Source organism: Polyangium fumosum (assembly GCF_005144585.1).
Classification (GTDB): domain Bacteria; phylum Myxococcota_A; class Polyangia; order Polyangiales; family Polyangiaceae; genus Polyangium; species Polyangium fumosum.
The window spans coordinates 1-22,221 of the sequence record NZ_SSMQ01000118.1 but is presented as its reverse complement, the minus strand read 5'-3'; the positions used below and the strand labels follow the sequence as shown (position 1 = coordinate 22,221).

The window sequence follows — 22,221 nt, the reverse complement described above, 5'->3', positions numbered from 1 at the left end:
GGGCGCGGGCGGCAGCGGCGGCGTGGGCGGCAGCGGCGCGGGCGGCAGCGGCGCGGGCGGCAGCGGCGGCGGCGATGCGTTTTGCCCGACGGTCTTCACGTTCGTCCCGCCCTCCGGCGCGACCGCGCCGCGCGTGCCCGGCGAATGGCAAGGCTTCGACCTCGCCACGGCGCCCGTGATGAGCGGCCCCGACGCGAACGGCGCGTACAAGGCCACGGTCCTGCTCCCGCCGGGGCTCCACGGGTACAAGCTCGTCTACCAGGACGCGAACGGCAGCACGCAATGGATCCTCGACCAAGCGCAGGGCCGCCGCAAATACCTCGGCGGCATCGAGAACAGCGCCGTCAAGGTGCGGGATTGCAGCCTGCCCACGCTCTCGGTGAAGACCACGAAGGCCACGCGCACGGCGCCGGGTCAGGGCGCGTTCACGGCCGATCTCGGGTATGTCGACGGCGCCGACGCGAGCGGGGCGGACGCCACGGGCTTCGAGGTGACGCTGCTCGAAGACGGCACGAAAAAACCCCTCGCGGCGCCGATGGTCACGGTCTCGCCCGAGGGGAACGTGCTTCTCTCGCTCGCGGGTCTCGCCGACGGCAAATACCGCGTCACGCTCCGGCCGCGCAGCAAGAGCGGGCGCGTCGGCGAGCCGGTGCACCTGCCCTTCTGGATCGAGGCCGAACCGTTCTCCTGGAACGACGCGGTCGTCTACATGGTCCTCACGGATCGATATCGCGACGGCGACCCCTCGAACAATGCCCCGCAGACGCCCGGCGCCGACGCGCGCGGCGATTGGAAAGGCGGCGATCTCGTGGGCCTGCGGCAATCGATCGAGGAGGGCGAGCTCGACAAGCTCGGCATTCGCGCCATCTGGCTCACGCCGTTCCAGACGAACCCCGAGGCCGCGTTCCTCGCGGCCGACGGCGTGCACAAGGTCACGGGGTACCACGGTTACTGGCCGATCAAGGCGCGCGAGGTCGATCCGCGCCTCGGCGGCCCGGACGCGCTGCGGGCGCTCGTGAAGGCCGCGCATGCGCACGGGATCCGCATCCTGCAGGATTACGTGGTGAACCACGTGCACAGCGAGCATGAATATTTCAAGTCGCACCCCGAGTGGTTCCGCACGGGCTGCGTCTGCGGCACGGCGAACTGCGACTGGACGGCGAAGGCGCTCGAATGCCTCTTCGCGGATTACATGCCCGACATCAACCACTCGGTCCCCGAGGCGAACGCGCAGTTCGTCGACGACGCCGTGTGGTGGCTCGACGAGTTCGATCTCGACGGCCTGCGGGTCGACGCGGTCAAGCACGTCGAGGAGCTCGCGACGCGGAACCTCTCCGTCGAGGTGCGCGAGACGTTCGAGAAGGCGGGGACCCATTATTTCATGATGGGCGAGACGGCGATGGGGTGGAACGACTGCGGCGATCCCTGCAACGACGAGAATTATGGCACGATCGCCCGGTACATCGGGCCCTTTGGCCTCGACGGCCAGTTCGACTTCGTGCTCTACCACGGCGTGTCGTACCGGACGTTCGCGTACGGCGACAAGGGCATGCTGCACGCCGATTACTGGACCCAGCACGGGCTCCAGAAATGGCCGAAGAGCGCGATCATGACGCCTTATATCGGCAGCCACGACACGCCGCGCTTCGTGTCGCTCGCCGATTACGCGGACGGCGACCGGGGGATCCCGGGCAACCAGTGGGACAACACGGCCCTCGCGCCGTCGGACGCCGTGCCTTACGAGCGGATGCGCGTTGCGATGGCGTGGTTGCTCGCGCTGCCGGGCGCGCCGCTCATGTATTACGGCGACGAATATGGGCAGTGGGGCGGAGCGGATCCGAACAACCGGCTCATGTGGCGACCGGAGAACGGGCTCTCGACCGAGGAGAAGGCGACGCTCACGTTCGTGCGCAAGCTCGGTACGGCGCGGCAGGCGATTCCGGCGCTCCGGCGGGGGGAGTACGTCTCGCTCGGCGCGACGGAGGACACGCTCGTGATCGGGCGAAAGCTCGCGGGCGCGACGGGGGCGATCGTCGCGTTCACGCGGTCGGCCGCGCCGGCGCCGATGACGGTGGACGCCGCCACGCTCGGATTCGCGGCCGGGACCGTCTTGAAGGACGCGATGGGCGGCCCGAACGTCACCGTCCCGGCGGGCGGCATGCTGACGCTCACGGTGCCCGCGAAATCGGCGATCGTGCTTTCTCCGTGACGATCACGCGGCGAGCGGCGCCCGCGGCTCGGCGATGCGGGCGCCCGCCCTCCGGAGCAGCTCCGTCAGATCCACCGCGCTCCGCACGGACCAATCTCGATAGCAGTTGTTCATGATGACGTGGACCTCCCGTGTCTGTCGGGACATGCCCACGATTTTCGGTACCCAGCTCGCGAGCTGGGCCTTTTCGTATTCGTAGGCGAAACGCTCGGCGGCGCTGGCCGATTTCTTCTCCCATGTCTCGACGTTGCGGCCGTGGAAACGGACGAGCGCGAGGTCGGTCGTCGCCTCCGCGATCGGCGGGACCGACGAGGCGAAACCTTGGGGCTCGTCCACGCACGTGTAAACGAGCCCTTGCTCCCGGAGGAATGCGAGCGTCTCGTCCCGATGACGCTCGCCGAGCCAGCCAGCGTTGCGGAATTCGATCGCCAGGCGATGGCCACGAAAGAGCGCGCGTGTTCGTTCGAGGCGCCGGAGCGATGCCGACGAGAACGTGAACCACACCGGTACCTGGACCAGCACGAGCCCAAGTCTGCCGCTCGTTTTCAAGGGCCGGAGGGCCGAGACGAAGCGCGCCGCGAGCTCGTCGAGGAAAGCGTCGCCGAGGTCCTGCGGGTAGATGCGTCGTTTCTCGCGGACCTCCCGCGGCAGGGCGTCGCGCATGTCCTTCGGCAGGCCGCGCGGCTCGATGTAATGCTCGCTGAGCGGCGCCGTGACCTTGACGTTCATCGTGAACCCCTCGGGCGTGCGCTCGCTCCAGAGTTCCGCGTTTTTCTCGGCGAGCAACGCGTAATGCGTGGAATCAACCTCGACGATGGGGAACAAGGACGCGTAATGGCGTAGCCTCGCCTCGGCCGTCCGGGCGCCGGGCGGATAAAACCCCGAGGACACGAGCGTCCGCTCGGTCCACGCGGAAATGCCGATCTTCACGAGCGCGGGCATGCGGGGGAGCATGCAGACCCCGAGCCACCACGGCGACGCTTGTGGTCGTACGCACGCTCCTGTAGATTCGCTCTTCGTGACGACCCAGGACGTCGCCTTCGTCTGCGAGCCGCTCGGCGAGACCGTGGTCCTCTCGCTCGACGGGCGCGAAATCATGGACGATCTCGCGTCGTTCGAGATCGTCGTCGTGGCCGCGGGCGAGGTCGATCTCGAGGCCCTCCTCCGCGCCCCGTGCGTCGTCGTGCTCTCCGACCCCGAGGAGGGCACGGCGCGCGCGATCCAGCTCGTCGTGATGGAGGTGGCCGAGGAGGCGGGCCGGGGGCGCGATCGTGCCCTCGCCCTCCGCCTCGCGGATCCGCTCGCGCCGCTCGCGCTCAGGGCAGGGGTTCGGGTTTTTCAGGACAAGACCTCGGAGGAGGTCGCCACGGAGGTGCTCGTGGGCGCGGGCGTGCCGCGCGACGGGATCGTGGCGCGGCTCTCGGGCGAATACCCGCTGGTTCCGCTCTGCACGCAGCACGGGGAGGCGGAGTGGGATTTCGTGCGCCGCTTGCTCGCGCGCGAGGGCATCTCGTTCTGGACCGAGACGGCCGAGGACGGCGCGTGGCGCGTGTTCTTCGGCGACGGGACGGCCTCGCACGAGGGGATCGACGGCGATCCGCGCCTCCCCTTCGCCGGACCGGGCGCCACGCGCGCGAGGGGCGTGCGCGCGCTCCTCTCGCTCGCGTGGGAGGCGGGGATGTCCCACGATCGGGTGTTCGTTCGTGATTTCGATGTGGATCACCCGGACGTCTACCTCGACGGCGAGGCTGGCGAGGGCGCGCTCGAATGGATGGAATACCCAGCCCTCGTGCACGACGCGCGCGCGGCCGCGGCGCGGGCGAGGCGCAGGCTGGAGCAGCTCCGGCGCGACGAGGTGAAGGTCACGGCGACGAGTGATTGCATGCGCCTGCGGCCAGGTCGGCTGGTCGAGGTCGCGGGCGGCGGCGCGGACCTTTTTGATCAACGGTTCCTCGTCTCGGAGGTGCGTCACACGTTCGCCCGGCCGCTCCGCGACGGCGGGAACGGGTCGCCCTACCGCAATGAGGTCGTCCTCCGGCCCACGCGCGGCGAGGGCGGCGAGGAGCGCCCGCCGCATCGGCCTGCGATCGTGAAGGAGCCACGGATTCATCACGTCGAGAGCGCGGTCGTCACGGGGCCGCCGGGCGAGGAGATCCACACGGATCCGCTCGGCCGCGTGAAGGTGCGGTTTTTATGGGATCGATCGGGCATCACCGACGATCGGTCGTCCTCGTGGGTCCGCGCGATGCAATGGCCGCTCGGCGGCGCGATGATGATCCCGCGCGTCGGCTTCGAGGTCGCGGTCTCGTTCCTCGACGGCCTCCCCGACCGGCCCTTCGTGCTCGGCCGCCTCTACAATGCGACGGCGGTGCATCCGTACGTCCTGCCCTCGGGGCGCGCGGTCACGGCCTTGCAATCGTGGACGAGCCCCGGGGACGGCACGACGCAGGAGATCCGCTTCGGAGACGACGCAGGCGCGGAGGCGTTTTTCGTGCACGCGAGCCGCGATCTCAGCGTGCGTGTGGGCGGCGATTATACGCAAGCGACGGACGGCGACGAGGCCCACGTGGTCGGGCTCGGCCTCTCGGCGCACGTGGCCGGCGCGGAGGACGTGACGATCGGCGGGAGCCAGCGCCTCGACGTGGGCAACCCCATTCACGTCGCCGTGGACGGCGCGAATGCGGAGTCGATGGCGGCCGAGATCGTCGCGGTGACGGGGAACCGGGTGGTGCTCGCCGGCGGTGGATACGAGGAGTCTGTCGGGGGCGCGTACGTGCTGCAATGCAACCAGTCGAACACGAAGACGACGGGCACATTTTCGCGGATCGTGGGCGGGTCGAAGTTCGTCTCGGCGGGGCTCTCGGTGACGGAGAGCGTGGCGGGGGCGCGGACATATGTTTGTCGGGGCGCGCGCGTGGTCACCTGCGCGGGTGCGTATGCGGAGTCGGTGAAGGGCGGCAAACGCAGCACGGCGGGCGTGGTGACGGAGGACGCCGCCGCCGATCATGGGATCGCGGCGCCTACGGGCAAGCTCGCGTCGGGGGAGGTCGAGCTCCGGGCGGGCGGCAAATTCAGCATTGCGGCGCCGCAGATCAAGATCGACGTCTCCGGCGCGCTCTCGGCCGGGGCCCTTTCGATCACGGGCGGCGCGCTCCGGGCGAAAAGCGGCACGACGTCGATCGAGGGAACGGTCAAGCGGGACCAGGGCGGCGAGGTGGGCGGATGAAGCAGCGTCCGTGGATCGAGCTCGGCGTGCAGGGAGTTTCCTCACGGATCGTCGGCCTCTCGTGCACCGTCGAGGAGCGGGTGGGGGCGCCGTTCGTCGCGCGCATCCATTGCGACATCATCGAGCACGGCGAGCCCGTCGCCGTGGCAGGCCTCGATGTCCTCGGGGAGCCTGCCTGGCTCGTGCTCGGCATCGCCGGGGTGGAGCGGCGCTTCGAGGGGATCGTCGATCGCATCGAGGATCACGAGGGGCACAGCGAGATCGTGATCGTGGCGCGCGTGGCGGAGGCCGGAGACGGCTGTGACGAGCGCGTGTTCCCGGCCGCGAGCGCCGTCGAGGTCGCGCGGACGGTCCTCGAAGCACACGGGCTCCGCGTCGAGAACCACGCGCGGCGCACGCCGCCCCGGCGGGCGCAATGGATTCAGTCGTTCGAGAGTGACCTCGCCTTCGCGGCGCGGATCCTCGCGGAAGAGGGGTTGTCGTGGTATCCGTCGACGGGCGAGCGGGACGTCGTGCGGATCGCTGACGAGCCGGCCACGTTCGACGATTTCGGGGTGGTGCTGCGCTACCACGAGGGCGCGGGGCTCGAAGGAGGACCCGCGCTCTGTGCCGCTCGCAGGGTGCGCCGCGCGGCGAGTGACGTCGCGCGCCTGCGAGGTTACGATTTCGAGCGGCCCGAGCTCGACATCGAGGGCGAGAGCGGGGATGGCTCGCTCGAAAGGTACGAGGTCTCGCGGGACGCGCGTTCGCCCGCGGAGGCGCGTGAGCTCGCGGCGATCCGGCTCGGCGAATGGCGGGCGGATGCTGCCGTGCTCGAAGGCGAGGCGACGGCGCCAATGGTCGCGGCCGGATCGATCGTGACCGTCGAAGGATGCCCCGCCGCGGGGCTGGACGGCCGGCATCTCGTGCTCGCCGTGACGCACGAAGTCGGCGACGTTTATCTCGCGCGCTTCCGCGCCGTGCCCACCTCTTCGACCCATCGCCCTGCCCGTACGCAGGTTCGGCCGCGCGGAGGTGTGGGGACCGCGATTGCGACAGGCCCATCGGGGCAGGAAATCGAGGTGGACGCGTACGGACGTACCTCGCTTCTCCTGCGCTGGGCCGAGGAAGCATCCGCGCCGGCCCGCGTCGTCGCGCCGGCCCTCGCGGGCGCGGCATTTCATCCACGTATCGGCTGGGAGCAGGTCGTTGCGTTCTCCGACGCCGCGTGCGAGTCGCCCCTCGTGCTCGGCCGCCTCTACAACGGCGCCGAACCGCCGCCGCTGCATCTCCCCGCGCAAAAGGTGGAGACGCACCTCGGGACGAAGACCACGCCAGCGGGCGAGCGTGGCCATTTCATCCGCATCAGCGACGCCGCGGGAGCGGAACGACTCTCGATTCAATCCTCCGGGGATTATCAAGAGCTCTCCGAGAAGGACAAGGTCTCGGTGGTGCAGGGGGATGTCGGGCGCGTGGTGGGCGGGTCGCGGGAGCTGTTCGTCAAGGAGAACCTGAACACGGCCGTGGACGGCGCGCATTCCCTCTCGGTCGGCGCCGAACGCGCCCTCACGACGGACGCGGATCTCGCCGTGTGGGCGAGCGCGGAGAGCATTTCGGTGGCCGGGGCGCGCCTCTCTTCAATTGGCGGCGATTCCGTCACGAAGGCGCCGCGGCTCGTGCGGATCGTGGGCGGGGCAAAGACCGAAGCGCCGCTCGAACACCAGAGCGTGCACACGGAGGGCGCCGGGACGCTCGTCGTCGGCGGTTCGATGAACACGACCGCGGGGATCTCCGAAGCGATCGCGGTGGGCGGGGCGGCCGTCGTGAAGGTCAGCGGCCCGATGACCGTGACCGCAAGTGGATATGGGCTCGACGTGCTCGGTGTGTATGCGGAGAGCTACACGTCGCGCCAGGTGAAGGCGGGCGGCAATGTGGCCGAGGCGTTTGGGACGCTCACGCACGAGGTGAAAGGGAATGCGAAGATCGCGGGCGCCGAGATCGCGATCGAGGCGAAGGCAAAGCTCGTCCTCGTGGCGGGCGGAATGACGATCAAGATGACCCCGGGCACGATCGAGATCCAGGGCGACTTCCAGGGCGCGGTCGCGAGCGTCGAGGAGGGAGTGTCACGTTATGGCTGAAGGAAAAAACGCGCGGCGCGGGCGCAACAAGGCGAGCGCCCTCCTCGGTCCGGGGCTCCACCCCGGCCGCATCGAAATGGCCATGGCGGCGTCCGCGGACGGCGAGGAGCGTGTGTATCGGGTCCGCCTCGCCTCGGGCCGCCACCTTACGGCGCGCCTCGACGGCGCCGTCGCACCTGATTTCGCCGAGGCGTGCTTGCGAGGCGGGCGCACGGTCGTGCTCGTGGACGGGCCGGACGGGCCGCGGATCGCGGGCGCGCTCCAGGTCACGAGCGCCGTCGAAAAGGACGCGCGGGGCACGCTCGCGCTCGAAGCAAAACACTTGCGCATGCGGGCCGATCAATCGATCGTGATCGAAGTGCCCGGCGGATCCCTCGCGTTCGAGCCGGGCGGCGCGCTTCGCCTGGAAGGGGACAAGCTCGTCATCGACATGGCCGCGCTGGTCCGCATTTTCGCGGCGCGCGTGGAGCTCCCGTGACGAACGTCTCCGCCGCGCTCCCCGGGGCTCCGCCGCTCCGCCTCGTGCGGGTCGCGGGGAAGGAGCGCCTCGGCGAAATCGGGAGCTACGAGCTCGATTTTTCGGGTCCCCCCTCCCCCGTCGTATTGCCCTCGCACGTGCTGCGCGGGCCGTGCGTGCTCCGGTTCGAGACCGAGGCGGGAGATCGACGTTTTGCGGGGATCGTGACGCGGTTCGTCCTCGTCGCCACCGATCACGGGAACGAACGCATCTATCGCGCCACCGTGCGCCCGCGCCTCGCCTTGCTGGAGCTGCGGCGGTTTCCGCGGGTGATCCGTGATCGCAGCGCGCCCGAGATCATCGCCGAGCTCGCGCGCGGCGCGGGATACGAGCAGATCGAGGTGCGGCTCGCGGCGACGTATCCGCCGCTCGATTGGGCGATTCAATATGACGAGACGGACGCGACGTTCGTGCGCCGCCTCTGCGAGGAGCACGGGCTCTTTTTCCGATTCGAGGAGAAAGACGGGGCCGAGGTGCTCGTCCTCGCGGACGATTCGACGCACGCCGACGACGCGTATTCCGATCCGATTGCGATCGTCGCGCGTGCGACGGCGAGCGAGCCGCGTCCGTTCGTCACGCCCGTCCTCGCCGCGCGGCAGCGCCGCCCGGGAAGGGTCACGTTGCGCGATTACGATCCGGAGCGGCCCGGGGTCAGGCTTGAAGGCGTGGCCATGGCCGGATCGAGCTTCGAGCAACGGACGAGCATTTACGAGGCGCCGGGCAGGTTCCGCTCGGCTGAGGGTGGCGAGCGGGCCTCGCAGCGGCGGCTCGAATCCCTGCGCGCAGACGCCTCGACGCTCACGCTTCGCACGAACGCGCTCGCGCTCGTGCCTGGGCGCGCGGTCACGCTCGTCGAATCGGATCGCGCCTTCGGTCGGGCGCGCGTCGCGGGGGCGTGGTTCGTCGTGGCAACATCGATCACGTGGAGCGCCGACGAACCCGTCCTCGAAGCCACGGTGGAGGCCATTCCGAAGGATATCCCCTTCCGATTGCCGCGCATCACGCCGAAGCCGCGCATCGACGGCGTGCAATCGGCGATCGTGACGGGCGCGCCGGCCGAGGAGATCGACACCGACGCGCTCGGCCGCGTCCACCTCGCATTCCCCTGGGACGTGCGTGGCCCGAAAGATCAGCGGAGCAGCGTGCCCGTACGCGTGACGCAGCCCGAGGCGCCGGCGGGATTCGTCCTGCCGCGCGTGGGCTGGGAGGTCTTCGTCGCGTTCGAGGACGGCGATCCCGAGCGACCGCTCGTCCTCGGACGCTCGTACAATGGAAAGCAGCTCCCGCCGCTGCCGCTGCCCGCGAACAAAACGGCGAGCGTCCTCGCGACCGACAGCTCCCCGGGCGCCGCCGCGCGCACGTCGATCCAGCTCGACGACGCCGCCGGTAGGCAGCACATGCTTTTTTCAGCGCCGTTTGGCAGGGATGATCATGTGTACGGCGATTCCCGCACGGAGACCCGCAACAATGAAAATGCCGAGGTCCAGGGGAGCGTGACGTCCTCGATCGGCGCGGACGAGACGGTGAGCGTGCACCTCGGGTGGGCTGCGTCGTATGGGTCGCGCACGGTGACGGTGGGCGCGACGCAAAAGCAGACCGCGGGCGGGAGCTTCGTCACGCAGGTCCAAGGGAGGGAGGCCGTCTCCGTGGGGGGACTGCTCGCCGAGCAAGTGGGCAGCCCCGTGAAGGGCGCCGCGAATCTCTTGTTTTCCACGGCGCTCGCGGGCGTGGGCGCACGCGGCACTGCGGGTGCCATCGTGGCGGCGGGGCTCGGTGTGGGTCGCGCCGCGATCGAAGGATTTTCCGCGGGCGGGGAGAAAGGCGCCGCGACAGCGGCAGGAATGGGTTTGGCCGGGATGGCCGCCTCGATGGTGCCGGGCGGCGAGGCGATTCTCGCGAGCGTGACCGGGTCGTCGAAGCCCATGCCCTGGGATCACGGTCGTCCAGCCGAGGGCGAGGTCGCGGCGGGCGGAGGCGCGGCGGGCGTGAGCGGGCCGAGCGGCAAGGCGGGGCCCGGGCCGGGGCACCGAGCGACGCTCGTCGAGGGACCGTATTCGGAAATGGTCGGCGGCGTGTATGCGGTGATGACGCCGGGCGCCGTCTCGTGGGTGACGCTCGGTCCCGCGACGATGCTCGTCAATGGCAGCCACACGACGGAGACGACGAAGGCCGGCATGCAGGTCGCGGGCGCCATGAACGAATCGCTCGGATCGCTGATGATCACGAGCTCGAAGAACATCGCCCGCAAGGTGAAGGGCCTCGTCCAGAGTGACGTGAGCGGGACGCGGGAGGCGAGCGCGGGCGGGGCGTATCGCATGACGGCGCAGGCGTCGCTCGCGCTCTCGGTCGGAGGGGATTTGACGCTCTCGGGCGGGACCGTGACGTTCAAGTGCGGCGGGGCCGAGATTACGGCGTCCGGCGGCGGGGTCACGATCAAGGCGCCGACCATTCGAATCACGGGACCATCGCGTGAAGCGGGAAAATTGACGCACAAGTGACGCTCTCGGTCGTTGGCCTCGGTCTTTGCTCTCCGGCGGGCGCGCTCGTCCGGGATCATGTGTTTTTCCCGCGGGCGAACGCGCCTCCGCCCGCACCCGCGCCGTTCGTGCTCGCGGACGGTCGGCCTTTCGAGGTCGGGTACGCGCGGTTCGTCCCGCCAGACCTCGATCTTCCGGACCGGCTCATCGCGCTCGGGCGCATCGCGCTGGAGGAGGCTCGGCCTGCGCCGGGAATGCCACTCGTCGTTTGCCTGCCTGCGCCGTGCGAGGGCCTGCCTGCGGCCTTGCTCGACGACGTGGCGAGCCGCCTCGCCGCCGTGGCGGAATCCTCGCGGGTGGAGTGTTTTACAGGCGCGGCCGGTGTGTTCGACGCGCTCGCGCGCATCGACGCGCATGGCTGGCCAGGCGCGGTGATCGTCGGCGTCGATTCGTTTTTTCACGCGGATCGGGCGGCGGCGCTCGCCGCGCGGCCTCCCGGCCCCTTCGCGCCTGCGCGCCTCTGGCCAGCGGAAGGCGCGGGAGCGCTGGTCGTGGTGCGCGGCATGCGGAAAGACGCTTCTACGATTTTGATGAGCAAGACCGCGCGCGGTCGAGGCACCGACGACGACGACGAACCGGTAGACGCCGCCGCCCTGACGAACCTCCTCGCCGATCTTCCCGAGGGCACACCCATTCGGGTGGTCTTCGGCCAGGATCGTGTCGACGCGCTCCGAGCGCGGGAATGGGAATGGAGCGCCGCCCGGCAGGCCTCGAGGTTCCACGCGGAGGCCTTGGGTGTTTGCCTCGAAGCTGAAATCGGCCAGGTCGGCGCGGCGGCCGGCGTAATGGGCCTCGTCCATGCATTCGGCTCGGTCCGGCACGGGGTTTGTCCGTCTGACAGCCGCCTCCTCGCCTGGGCCCTTTCACGCGATGGCACCCGTGGGCTCGCGCTCGGTGTGGGAGGAGATTCGGCCCCAGGGGAGCTGCTGCACCCGCTTGCGGAGCGGGTACGTGCGCGAGCTGTGCCTTTGGATTCCGTTGTTCTGGACGAATCATCGCCCTCGGAGGACGTCGAATCGGCCTTCGACGAGGCGACCTTCGACCCCGACGCAGCCCTCGCGCCGGCCAACGATATCCTTCCCCTCGAAAGGCCCTTGCCGGAGTCGATCACGACGTCGCCCCTCGTGAGGCTCGATCCCGAGCGGCTCCGCCACGTCTCGCGGGAGGCGTTTTACGCCGAGGTCGTGTCGCACTGCGCGGAGACGCTCGCCGGGATGGGCAAAGCGCGTGAGCGTTCGCCCTTGCGCGGCGTGCGCGACATCGAGCAACGACTGCTCCATCAGATCGACGCGATCGTCGCCTCGGGCAAGCGCGCCCTCCTCCATCTCGCCACGGACTGGGCCGAGCACCCGGAAGACCCTTGGCGATGGTTTGGCGGGACGATCGCGGCCATGGCCTTCGAGGGCGACGAGGCGAGGCGACTCGTGTCGCGAAGGCTCGACGCGCTCCCGGACGAGGCCGATGCGCACGCGCGGCGCGTGGCCGATGCGCTCGCGCTCTCCGAGCACGCAACGCTTTTTTCGCTCGGGCGGGCACTCCATTCCTCCGCGCGACCGATCGCCCGCGCCATCGGGCTCTCTTTCCTCGCAGCGCGCGGCGCGCTCGCGGACGAGGAGGTGCAGCGCGCGTTCGAGGACGCGTCTCCGCTCGTGCGCGCGGCGGCCCTCGACGCCTGCGCGGCGCGGTCCCCTGCCTCGCAACGAGCGTTCCTTCCGGCGCTCCGGAGCGCGCTCCTCGTGGAGGATCGAGCGAATGCGTTTCGCGCGGCCCGGCAGCTCGCCATCCTCGGGGACGTCGAGGCGCGGCGCGTGTTCGAGGATCCCGCCGTCGCTGCGCGGCTCGGCGCGCTCGTCGGCGAGCTTTACGTGGTCGCAGGTCGGACCGAAGATGCCGCAGCAGCGGAGACGTTCTTTGCCCGACAAACCCCAACGCCTGCCTTGCTCTCGGCTGCAGGGCGATGGGGTTCACCCGCGATCTTGCCGCGCTTGTTGCAATGCCTCGCGGACGAGGATCTCTCCTTTGCCGCGGCGGAGGCGCTCGCCGTCATGCTCGGGCCGGCGCTTCCTCCCGAGGAGATGCGGGACGCCGGAGCCTGGCGGCGCGTGATGGCGTCGACGCGCCTCGATGCGTCCAAGCGTCTTCGCCGCGGGCTTCCCTTATCGCCCGCCGTGGTAGCCGAGGAATGCGCGTCGGGAGATCTTGCCCGCAGGGATCTCATGCAGCGCGTGGACGAACTCCGAGCACGCCTCGGGCGCCTCGAACCCGTGCCCGTCTGGGGGTATGCGGCCGACGTGGAGGCGAGCCTCGCGCCGCTGCTCCGGGCCGCGCGCGAATGGAAAGGAAAAGGGTAGGCCATGGCGTCGATCGATGGGAACAAGATCGCGACGACGGGCAGCGGGCACTTCTGCCCCGGGCCGACGCCGGCCATGAGCCTCGTCCCACCGACCCCGCCTGCGGGCCCCGTCACGGCACCCTTCGCGTACATGTCGCATTCGTCGACGGCGCAGCAGGTATCGAATCATCTGCTCGTCGCCTACAAGCCGGTCCTCACGCAGGGCAGCGTGATGTCGATTCACAAACCGGGCAATCTCCCGGGTCAGCCCACCGGCGGCGACGTCGTCACGCACATGACGTCGGCGTATAGCCAGATCATGTTTGCCAATCAGCACAAGGTCCACGCTGGCGGCAAGCCGGTCGCGTGCACGGGCGTCAAGGTCCAGATGAACGTGCCCTACCAGGGGACGTTCATCGCGCAGACGATTGGACAGCTCATCACGATGGATACCGTGCTCTGGGCCCGTAACGTAGCTGCGCTCGCCGCTGGATCGCAGGTGATCCTCGATCCGATCTCCGTGGTCTCCGGCGCCGTCGTGGATACGGACGTCGACGTTTCACTCCCGGGGCCAATTGCGATCACGTGGACGCGGTCTTACGACAGCACACGCGCGTCCGAGCACGGGCCGCTCGGCCACGGCGGGTGGACCCACGCGTACGACCAGTGGATCGAGGTGGAGGGCGACGAGCTTCGGCTCCGGGACGAGGATGGCTCCACGCGCGTCCTGCGAAATGTACCGGCAGGGAAAACGGTTGTTCACAGGGCCAAACGGGTTGAAATTACGCGCGATGCGCGCGGCGGCGGAGCGTCCGTGGTCTCCCTCGCGACGGGCATTCGCCGCGTGTTTCGTCCCCAGGGAGGCACGCGGGCCTGGCTCGTGGAGATCACGAATCCCTCGGAGCAGCGAGTCCGGCTCGAATACGAAGGCGAAAAGCTCACGCAGCTCGTGGATACGGCCGGCAGGAGGGTCCGGCTCACGCACGACGCGAGCGGCCATATCACGCGGATCGCGGTCTTCGCGTCAGCGGACGAGCGTACCCCGCTCCAGATCGTCTCTATCGGCTACGATGTCGGCGGCGAGCTCGTCCGCGTCACGGATCCGCTCGGGAACGATGTCACGTACAGCTACGACGAGCGGCGACGGCTCGTGCAAAAGACGCTCCCGACGGGTCTGTCGTTTCATTACGTTTACGATCCCGAGACCGGCCGTTGCGTCCGGTCCTTCGGCGACGGGAACATTCACGCGGGCGACATCACGTACGACGAGCAGGAGGGGACGACAAGGCTTTCGGGCACACTCGCGCCGCAGGTTTTCTCGTGGCGACCGCGGGACGGCGCGCTCCTCGGGATCACGACGAACGACGGTTCGGCCGCGCGGACGTGGGAGATCGACGACGATGGGCTCGTCCTCGCCGAAAAAGACGCTGCGGGGAACACGAGCCGGTTCGAATACGATGCGCGGGGCAACCTCGTGAAAATCACGGATCCCCTCGGGCGCGTGACCGAGCTCGTGCACGTGGACGATCGCGTGGTCCGGCGCGTCGCAGGTGGGCGCGTGACGGAGTACGGGTACGATACGCGCGGGCAGCTCACGTCGGTGAAATACCCGGGCGGTGGGTGGCTCGCGCTCGTGTACGACGAGCATGGGCGGCTCGTGACGATCGCGGATGCCGCGGGGATCCGGGCGCGGTTCGTATGGGACGACCGGCACCAATGCATCGAGGAGCACCTCGCGGGCGGGCTCGTGCGAAAATGGCAGCACGACGGGCTCGGGCGGCCCATCGCTTGCGTGGATTCGTACGGCCATACGACGCGGCGCGAGCTCGACGCGCTCGGGCGCGTGCTCCTGCACGAGCATCCCGACGGGACGTGTGTGCGCTTCGAATACGACGCGCTCGGGCGCAAGACGCGCCGCATCGACGAGCTCGGCCGCGTGGCGACGTTCCGGCACGCGGGCGTGGGCTCCGTGGTCGAGGTCCGGAACGAGGACGGAAAGGCCTGGACCGTGAGCCGCGACTTGCTCGAAAGGCCCCAGCGAATCCAGAATCCGAAGGCGGAGCTTTACGATTTCCGCTACGATCGCCTGGGCCGGGTGACGGAGATGCGCACGTTCGACGGGCGTATCCTGCGCGCGGCGTATGGTCGAAATGGCCTGGTCTCGCGCCTGTCGTTGCCCGACGGGACGTGGCGCGCCTATCGGTACAACGAGGTCGACGAGCTCGTGGAGGAGGATACGCCGCACGGCGCAGGCAGGGTCGTGCGGGACGAGGCCGCGCGCAAGGTGACGTACGAGCTCGACGATCCGGCCGGAATCGTTTCGGTCGAGATGCACTGGGACGAGGCCTCGCGGATCGTGTCGACGACGCAGCGGGGCGGGACGATCCGCTACGAATACGACGCCCACAATCGCCGGACCGCCGTGCACCTGCCGAGCGGAAAGGTCACGCGGTACGTGTACAACGAGGCGGGGCACGTGGGGGCCATCGAACACGGCGGCGAGCGCGTGGAGTTCGCGCGGGACGCGGTGGGGGCCATGATCGGCTTTCGATTCGCGCGCTCCGGCGTCGAGGCGAGGTTTGCCTTCGACACGCGCGGGCGCATCACGCAGGAATGGGCGGGCAAGGACGGCCGCGCGCTCGTGTCGCGCGTGTACACGTGGGACGCGTCGTCAAGGCTCACAGGCAAACGGGATGCGCGCTGGGGCGAGGAGCGCTACCGGCACGACGACGTTGGGCAGCTCGTCGAGGCAGGCGAGGAGCGCTTCGAATACGACGCCGCCGGCTCGGTCGAGCCCGCGGGCGCCGGCTGGGACGTGGGGCCGGGCAACGCGCTCCGGAGGACCTCGAACGCGGCCTACACGTACGACGAGGCGAACCGGCGCATCCGCAAGAAGCGGCTCGATACAGGCGAGGTAACCGAATACTTTTGGGATTGTCGGGGCAACCTGCGCGAGGTCGTGCGTGGCGACGGGACGCGGATCCTGATGACGTACGATCTCTTCGGCAGGCGCGTAAAAAAAGAGGTCGTCGGTCCGGTTCGCCCGGTCTCGCGCGAAGAGCTCCCTCCCCTGCCCTCGCGCCGCACCGTGGAGTATCTTTGGGACGGCGACCTCCTGCTCGCAGAAATCGACTCCGAGCGGGGGGAACGCACGATCGTATATCACCCGGATACGATGGTGCCGCTGCTCCAGGGGGAAGGCGACGCCGTGTTCGGCGTGCTCGCGGACCACGTCGGCGCGGCGACGGAGCTCGTCGACGGAGCAGGCGCGCTCGTTTTTTCGGGGCGTTATTCAGCGTGGGGCGCGCTCGCGCGGAGCGAAGCCCCATCCGGACCCTCGGGGCGGCCAGTGGCGCCGCTCATACGCAGGCTCGGGCATCACCACGACGAGGACGTGGGGCTCTCCTATGTGCGGTATCGCTGGTTCGATCCCGAGGTGATGCGTTTCCTGAGCCCGGATCCGCTGGGGCTCGAGGGCGGGCCGAACCACTTCGCGTGGAACGGGAGCCCGGTAATGCACGTGGATCCGCTGGGGCTCGCGTGTGTCTTCCTCGGAAATCCCACGGTCGACAAATTCATCCATGAATGCATGACGGGCGGGCGACGTGATGGCGGTTCGTATCAGGTGTACGTGCACGGGACCGTGGACGCGGTCCACGTGCAACATGCAGACGGCTCCTGGACGCAGATGTCGCCGCGAGAGCTCGGCGAGCGCTTGATGATGGCGGGAAACTGGGACAGGAACGTGCCGCTCAAACTTTTCTCCTGCAATACCGGGCGCAGGCCCGACGCCATCGCGGCGCAGCTCGCCTCGCAGTATCAGGTGAGCGTCTTCGCCCCGAGCGAGATCGTCTGGGGGCCGGGATTGCACATTGCTCCGCCCATCGGCGTTCAGGATTCGAGCCGGCTGATCCCCCAGCCGGGCGTCACCTATTACCCGGACACGTCGCGTCCCGGGAAATGGAATAGCTGGGGCGCCGGTGGATACCCGAACCCCTACAACCATTATCCCGATTTCCCACCCCGCCCGCCGCCCCCCTGAACGAGCCGCTCATCGGCCCGCGCGAATCCGCGCCCCCGCCTCGATCGAGAGGCGCTCCCACGTGGCGCGCTCCGCAGGCGCCGCCGCGAACCGCGCCTGCCATGCGGCGTCCTCGGCCCGCTTCGCCTCCGGCGAGAGGCCATACCGCGCGATGATCCGGAGCGCGCCCGGCGGATCGAGCCAGATCTCAGCGCACATCGTGGCGTAGGCCTCGATCGCGAGGCGCGTGGCGGGCACGCTCGGGGTTGGCTTGACGAACGGGAGCACGGCGGAGAGGTTGATCGGGAGCGCGAGCGAAGTCTCGGCGAGCGATACCGGCGGCGGGCGAGGCGCCGGAGGCGCGGCGACGGGAGGTTTGTCCGGCATCGGAAAAGGCAATACGGGTTTGGCCGAGGCGAACGCCGGCGCCGTGTCGCCGAGCGGGCGCGACGGCGGAGCGGGTTTGGGCCCGAACGGCAAGCCCCTCGGGTTCACCTGGAAGGTCAGGGCCGTCTGCGCGAGCGCCTTGGCGGCGAAGGGCAAGGCCGGTTTGTAGAGATGCACGGCCGGCCTCGTCTCGCCGAGCGAGGCAGGCGCGGGGCCTTGGAGCGGTCGCGGGGGGACGGCTTCCGGCGCGGCGGCCGGCTTTCTCGCGAACGGCAAAACAGGTTTGTCGATATGAAACGCCATCTTCGTCTCGCCGAGGCCCTGCGGCGCGGGGCGAGGCTGGCTCGGAGGGGGCGCAAGTTTCGGCGCGTTCTCCGGCGGAGCGACGAATGGCAAGGCAGGACGATCGATGACGAAGCCGAGCGAGGTCGCCACAAGGGACGCCTTCTCGGGCGTCGATGCATCCCGCGGCGCCTGGACGGGAAGGGCTGGCCCCACTTGCACGTCGGGGATTTCGCCTGTCGGCCGGGCCAGAAGACCAAGCGCGTCTTTTTGCACCGCGCGATCGGCTGACATGCGCGCTTGCCACAGGGCGAGCAAATGAAACAGGTCGCCCTCGGCGAGGCCTCGCTCGGCGAGGAACGAGAGCGGCTCGGGCGCCTCGGAGAAAGCGCCGAAAAAGGCGAAGAAGGCGCGCAGGTCGGTATCGAGCGGGGAGACGGCTCGCACGACGCCCTGCACGGGGGACGGCGCCTCGTTACGCATCGGCCCGCACCTCGATCGCGCGGAGCACGCGCCGCGCGCGGCCGGTCGCGAATGCAACGCGGCCTGAGACCTCCAGGCGGCGCTCGGTCGGCAGGACGATCACCGTGTCGATCAGGACGGGTCGCTCCTCGCGCTCGCCGCCGTCGAAACGGGCATGCACGCGCGCGGCGAGCCGAGGGAGCTCGAGCGCGAGCGGCACGAGCGACATGCCGAGGACGCGGATCGGATCCCCCGGCGCGAGTCTCTCCTCGAAACGCAGCGATGGATGCGCGACGCAGGCGAAGCGCGGATCGTAATCCGCGGGCAGCATCGGCATGCGTGTCTTTTGCCAGGACGAGCCGCACGTGCCGATGAGCTCTCGGCGCGGTGACCAGTGCGGCGGGATCGCGCCGTATCCCATGGGCGGGTGCCGATCCAAAGCCGACGTATGAGGCCGCTCGGGATGCTCGATCTGTGGCGCGCGCTTGCCGATCAGATCGGCGGCGCGACGCGCGACGCCTACGCCCGCGGGGTTTTCGAGCTCGACGACGGCGAGGTCCTCGGAGGCGCCGCCGTACGCGTTCTCGTAGATGAGGGGCACACGCTCGAACGGCGCTGCGGGACCCACGGCGACGCCGAGCACGCCGTCGTAGTACACGCGCGGTCCATGCACAGAGAGCGGCGCGAGGCGCTGCTTCACCTGCACGACGACATCCATCACCTTCACGGGTCGCGGCGCGACGGCATCCCCCACGACGACGACGTCGGTGCCCGGCTTTTCGAGGCTGATGTCGCTCGGGAAGCGCAGGCTCGATCGCGGATCGTCGGGATCACGCGCGACGTCGCTCGTGCGCATCGGGCTCGGATCCTCGGCGGGTCGGAGCTCTCCACGCTCACCCACGACGAAGGTGGCCTTCACGATCGTGACGACCACGTCGCGCCCCTCGGGATCGACGAGAGGTACGGGCAGCGCGGCGTATCGGGTCTCGTTGACGAAGCTCATCGCGAGGGCCCGGCGAGCATCCTACATGAGCACGTCCGCGCCAGGCGCCGACTTTACGGTGCAGAGGGAGAGCAGGTAGACCTCGGATGATGGTCGCGCTGCCTATGTCGCCCCTTGATGCAATCCGTGCTCGGCGCCCTCGGGCACGAGCCGCCGGGACCGCGGATCGCCGCTGTGTTCGCGACATGGACGCTCGCACGTGAGCTCGAGGTGGCGCGAGAAGCAGCGGCGCTCGCCATCGATCGCCAACATGCGGAGCGACTTCGTACGAAGGCCGCCGCGTTAAGGGACGATTTTCGCTTCCTTGATCGCGTCGAGCTTGGGGAAGTTCTCGTCGAGGTAGCCGTACCCTTCCCGTTGGATCTTGCTCGCGTTCGGCCCCTTGCCCTTCGGCGCGAGCTCGCCGTAGCCCTTGTAGAACGAGTCGACGACCTTCATCCCCTCGACGATCTGGCCGAACGGCGCGAAGCCCTGCGTATCGAGCCGCGCCTGCTTGTCGACGTAGCTGATGAAGATCTGCGTGGTGCGCGTGTCCTTGCCTGCGTGCGCGAACGTGACGAAGCCGCGGCGGTTGCTCTTTACCACGGGATCATCGGGAAAATACGCGCGGTACCAGGCGCCGTTCACCGCGGGCTCGGGGTGGATGCCGAACTGGACCATGAAGTCGTCGATCGCGCGGTGGAAACGGATGCCGTCGTAAAAGCCGAGCTTCACGAGGTTGTAGAAACGGTCGGCCCCGTTCGGCGCCCAGGCGCGCGTCACCTGCACGACGAAGTCGCCCTTCGTGGTGGAGAACTTCACCTTGAAGACGTCGGGGGCCTTTTCGGTCGCCTTTTCGGGATGGAAGAGGGGATCGTTGCCGTCGCGTCCGCCTGCCGTGGACGTGGTCGCGGAGGTCGTCGGCGCCGCAGAAAGAGCGGCGGATGCAGCACTCGCGGCGGCGGTGGCGGACGGAGAGGCGGGAGGCGCGGGGGCCTCTTCCCGAGAGCAAGCGGCGAGGACGGCGCAGCTCACGACGAAGGAAAGGCGGCCGAGGAGGGACCGGCTCATGAGGGGCTAGCTTAACGAAAGCCCCGCGGCGCCGTCACGCGCGCCGGAGAAGGCTCAAGAAAGAAGGAGCTCGCGGAGCGTGCCGAGGCCGACGGAGCCCACGCCGAGCAGGTCGGCATGGAACGTTTTGAGGTCGAACGAGCTTCCGCGGCGCGCGCGGAGCTCGTCGCGCAGGCCGAGGACCACACGCTCACCAACCTTGTAGGCGATCGCCTGCCCGGGCCAGCCGAGGTAACGCGTCATCTCGGCGGTGGCGTGATCCGCCGGGATGCGGCCGATGCGCGTGAGCAACTCGACGCCATAGTCGTAGTCGATGCGCGCGCCCGGCCGGATCGGTGCGTCCGTCGGTGCGTGCAAGCCGAGGTGCGCGCCGATGTCGAGCACGACACGGCAAGCGCGCATCATCTGGCAAACGAGCTGACCAAGGACGAACTCCGGCTTGCTCAGGAAGCCGAGCTCGTCCATAAGGCGCTCGGCGTAGAGCGCCCATCCTTCAGCATACCCCGTCTGGTAGTCGCTCATGACCACGCGATGCAGCCGCGAGAGCCGATGCTGCAACGAGATCTGAACGCTGAGCTGCAGGTGATGCCCGGGAAATCCCTCGTGATAGGCCCTGCTGAGCTCCATGTAGAGCGGGATCTCCGCGCGCTCGCCGGGGGAGTACCAGATGGTGCCGGGCCTGGAAAAATCGTCGGAAGGCGGCAGGTAATAGGCGCCGATCGTGCTGCCAGCCGGCGCGAGCTTTACGTCGACCCGACGCGCGGGGGTCGGGATGTCGAAGTGCACACCGGCCAGCGCATCCACGGCGCGCGCCTGCCACTCGCCGACGATGCGGACGAGGTCTTCGGGGCCGTGAGCGCATCGAGCCGGATCGGTCTCGAGCAAGCGGATGACGTCGTCGATCGAGGCGCCAGGCTGAATCTGAGCAGCAACTTCGCGCATGCGAGCGTCGATCTCGCGGATTTGCGCGAACCCCCAGGCAAACGTCTCGCGTAGATCGATCGAGATACCGAGAAAACCTCGCGCCTTGCGCGCGTAGACCTCTTCACCAACGCCTTCCTCGATGCGTGCGGCGGGACGATAGGTCTTCTCGATCCATTCGGTCAGCTCGCCGTAGGCGCGGCGTGCGTGCACGATCCCGCGCTCGAGCGATTCGGCGAGGGCAGGATCGAACACGCTGCTCTGCGCGAACGCCGGCGCAAGCGTGCGGAAGAAGGAGCCCTCCCCCGCGTGCACGCGTCCCTGGGCGAGGACCGCGTCGACCTGGCGTAGGGCCGCGGTTTTCCCACGACGAAGCCCCTCCTCGAGGGCTTTGCGATAGGACGAGGTCGCGCGATCGATCGTCGACAGGCGCGCGATCATGCTCTCCCAGCCGGCACGTGAGCTCGTGTCCATGACATCGAGCACCATGCGGATGTGCTGGAAGGGGGAGGCGATGTTGTTGAGGTCGACGAAATGATCGCCGTGAACGATGCGGTCGAGCTCGACGTCCAGGAAGTCGCGCATAACCCGCGCGGCGATCCGGTCCTCGATTCGCTCGGGCGCAGGAAGCGCATCGAGCTGCCGGCGATACTTCGACAGCATCGCCGCCGTGGACGCCGCGCCTTCGGGGCCAAAATCGTCCCAGGCGTGGTCATATCCCCGGACGCCCCAAAACGTAGCCGAGGTAGGACGATGTGTGGCGATGTCTTCGAGTAGGGCGTCGCTGAGCGCGAACACGGGACCAAAGTTGGTGGGCATGCCGGATGAAAATCTAGATGATGGAAAAAAAAAAAAGCCTGCAAGTTTTCACTTGCAGGCTTTAGAAAAAGACCCGGCGGCGTCCTACTCTCCCACTGAGTCACCCCAGCAGTACCATCGGCTCCAAGGAGCTTAACTTCCGAGTTCGGGATGGGATCGGGTGTGGCCTCCTCGATATCACCACCGGAAAATTTGGGTGTCCACGAAGGCCCCGTGGCAGTGGGGTTCTCTTCATGGTCGCGTCCTATCGCAGCTTCGAGCTGCGCGGATTCGGTCACCCGAACTCCGCGCGCGAGCTTCAATGTTGCCTTAGAGGTATGGTCAAGCCGCACGACCGA

The 22,221-nt window shown here is 68.8% G+C and carries 12 protein-coding genes and 1 rRNA gene; 7 read left to right on the top strand and 6 right to left on the bottom strand.

The genetic code is table 11. From position 1 onward, the window contains the following. Positions 1-2,209: alpha-amylase family glycosyl hydrolase (locus tag E8A74_RS49270; RefSeq protein ID WP_136936148.1), on the top strand; the 2,209-nt coding region annotated here is incomplete at its 5' end. Positions 2,210-2,212: 3 nt separating this feature from the next. Here E8A74_RS49270 and E8A74_RS49265 read toward each other — a convergent pair. Further along, positions 2,213-3,163, bottom strand: coding sequence for a DUF72 domain-containing protein (locus tag E8A74_RS49265; RefSeq protein ID WP_170229972.1), 951 nt, complete (start codon positions 3,161-3,163; stop codon positions 2,213-2,215). Positions 3,164-3,227: 64 nt separating this feature from the next. Between E8A74_RS49265 and E8A74_RS49260 the strand changes: the two genes are divergently transcribed. Genes E8A74_RS49260 through E8A74_RS49235 form a run of 6 tightly spaced genes read left to right on the top strand, consistent with a single transcriptional unit; the run spans position 3,228 to position 16,980 of the window. Next, complete coding sequence (locus tag E8A74_RS49260) at positions 3,228-5,435, top strand: type VI secretion system Vgr family protein (protein ID WP_170229971.1); 2,208 nt, start codon at positions 3,228-3,230, stop codon at positions 5,433-5,435. Further along, entirely contained in the window at positions 5,432-7,552 is a 2,121-nt protein-coding gene (locus E8A74_RS49255) for a type VI secretion system Vgr family protein (protein ID WP_170229970.1), read from the top strand. Before E8A74_RS49260 ends, E8A74_RS49255 begins: the two co-directional genes overlap by 4 nt. Then, a complete protein-coding gene (locus tag E8A74_RS49250) occupies positions 7,545-8,030 on the top strand; it encodes a hypothetical protein (RefSeq protein ID WP_232380089.1) in 486 nt (161 codons plus the stop codon). The genes E8A74_RS49255 and E8A74_RS49250 overlap by 8 nt, the downstream gene beginning before the upstream one ends. Continuing rightward, the gene (locus E8A74_RS49245) at positions 8,027-10,567 is read left to right on the top strand and encodes a type VI secretion system Vgr family protein (RefSeq protein ID WP_136936144.1); all 2,541 of its coding nucleotides are present in this window, start codon (positions 8,027-8,029) and stop codon (positions 10,565-10,567) included. Before E8A74_RS49250 ends, E8A74_RS49245 begins: the two co-directional genes overlap by 4 nt. Further along, positions 10,564-12,957, top strand: coding sequence for a hypothetical protein (locus E8A74_RS49240; protein ID WP_136936143.1), 2,394 nt, complete (start codon positions 10,564-10,566; stop codon positions 12,955-12,957). The genes E8A74_RS49245 and E8A74_RS49240 overlap by 4 nt, the downstream gene beginning before the upstream one ends. 3 nt (positions 12,958-12,960) lie before the next feature. After that, positions 12,961-16,980: a DUF6531 domain-containing protein gene (locus tag E8A74_RS49235; protein WP_136936142.1), complete on the top strand. Its 4,020-nt coding sequence runs from the start codon at positions 12,961-12,963 to the stop codon at positions 16,978-16,980. Between the two features lie 9 nt (positions 16,981-16,989). On the opposite strand, the gene E8A74_RS49230 is transcribed toward E8A74_RS49235, so the two are convergent. From E8A74_RS49230 to rrf, 5 genes are all read right to left on the bottom strand, one after another. Continuing rightward, positions 16,990-18,111: a hypothetical protein gene (locus E8A74_RS49230; protein WP_136936141.1), complete on the bottom strand. Its 1,122-nt coding sequence runs from the start codon at positions 18,109-18,111 to the stop codon at positions 16,990-16,992. Continuing rightward, on the bottom strand, positions 18,104-19,093 hold the full coding sequence (locus tag E8A74_RS49225; protein WP_136936140.1) for a DUF2169 family type VI secretion system accessory protein: 990 nt from the start codon (positions 19,091-19,093) through the stop codon (positions 18,104-18,106). Before E8A74_RS49225 ends, E8A74_RS49230 begins: the two co-directional genes overlap by 8 nt. Positions 19,094-19,375: 282 nt before the next feature. After that, positions 19,376-20,143, bottom strand: a complete 768-nt coding sequence (locus E8A74_RS49220) for a peptidylprolyl isomerase (protein WP_211365639.1) — start codon at positions 20,141-20,143, stop codon at positions 19,376-19,378. Positions 20,144-20,197: 54 nt separating this feature from the next. After that, positions 20,198-21,883, bottom strand: a complete 1,686-nt coding sequence (locus E8A74_RS49215; RefSeq protein WP_136936139.1) for a DUF885 domain-containing protein — start codon at positions 21,881-21,883, stop codon at positions 20,198-20,200. 71 nt (positions 21,884-21,954) lie between these two features. After that, a 5S ribosomal RNA gene (gene rrf / locus E8A74_RS49210) occupies positions 21,955-22,071 on the bottom strand. Between the last annotated feature and the right edge of the window lie 150 nt (positions 22,072-22,221).

Excerpts from the sequence above, each read along its gene's own strand:
- E8A74_RS49265 (WP_170229972.1), bottom strand. The coding sequence starts at position 3,163 with ATGCTCCCCCGCATGCCCGCGCTCGTGAAGATCGGCATTTCCGCGTGG.
- E8A74_RS49255 (WP_170229970.1), top strand. The coding sequence starts at position 5,432 with ATGAAGCAGCGTCCGTGGATCGAGCTCGGCGTGCAGGGAGTTTCCTCA.
- E8A74_RS49250 (WP_232380089.1), top strand. The coding sequence starts at position 7,545 with ATGGCTGAAGGAAAAAACGCGCGGCGCGGGCGCAACAAGGCGAGCGCC.
- E8A74_RS49235 (WP_136936142.1), top strand. The coding sequence starts at position 12,961 with ATGGCGTCGATCGATGGGAACAAGATCGCGACGACGGGCAGCGGGCAC.
- E8A74_RS49230 (WP_136936141.1), bottom strand. The coding sequence starts at position 18,111 with ATGCGTAACGAGGCGCCGTCCCCCGTGCAGGGCGTCGTGCGAGCCGTC.
- E8A74_RS49225 (WP_136936140.1), bottom strand. The coding sequence starts at position 19,093 with ATGAGCTTCGTCAACGAGACCCGATACGCCGCGCTGCCCGTACCTCTC.
- E8A74_RS49220 (WP_211365639.1), bottom strand. The coding sequence starts at position 20,143 with ATGAGCCGGTCCCTCCTCGGCCGCCTTTCCTTCGTCGTGAGCTGCGCC.
- E8A74_RS49215 (WP_136936139.1), bottom strand. The coding sequence starts at position 21,883 with ATGCCCACCAACTTTGGTCCCGTGTTCGCGCTCAGCGACGCCCTACTC.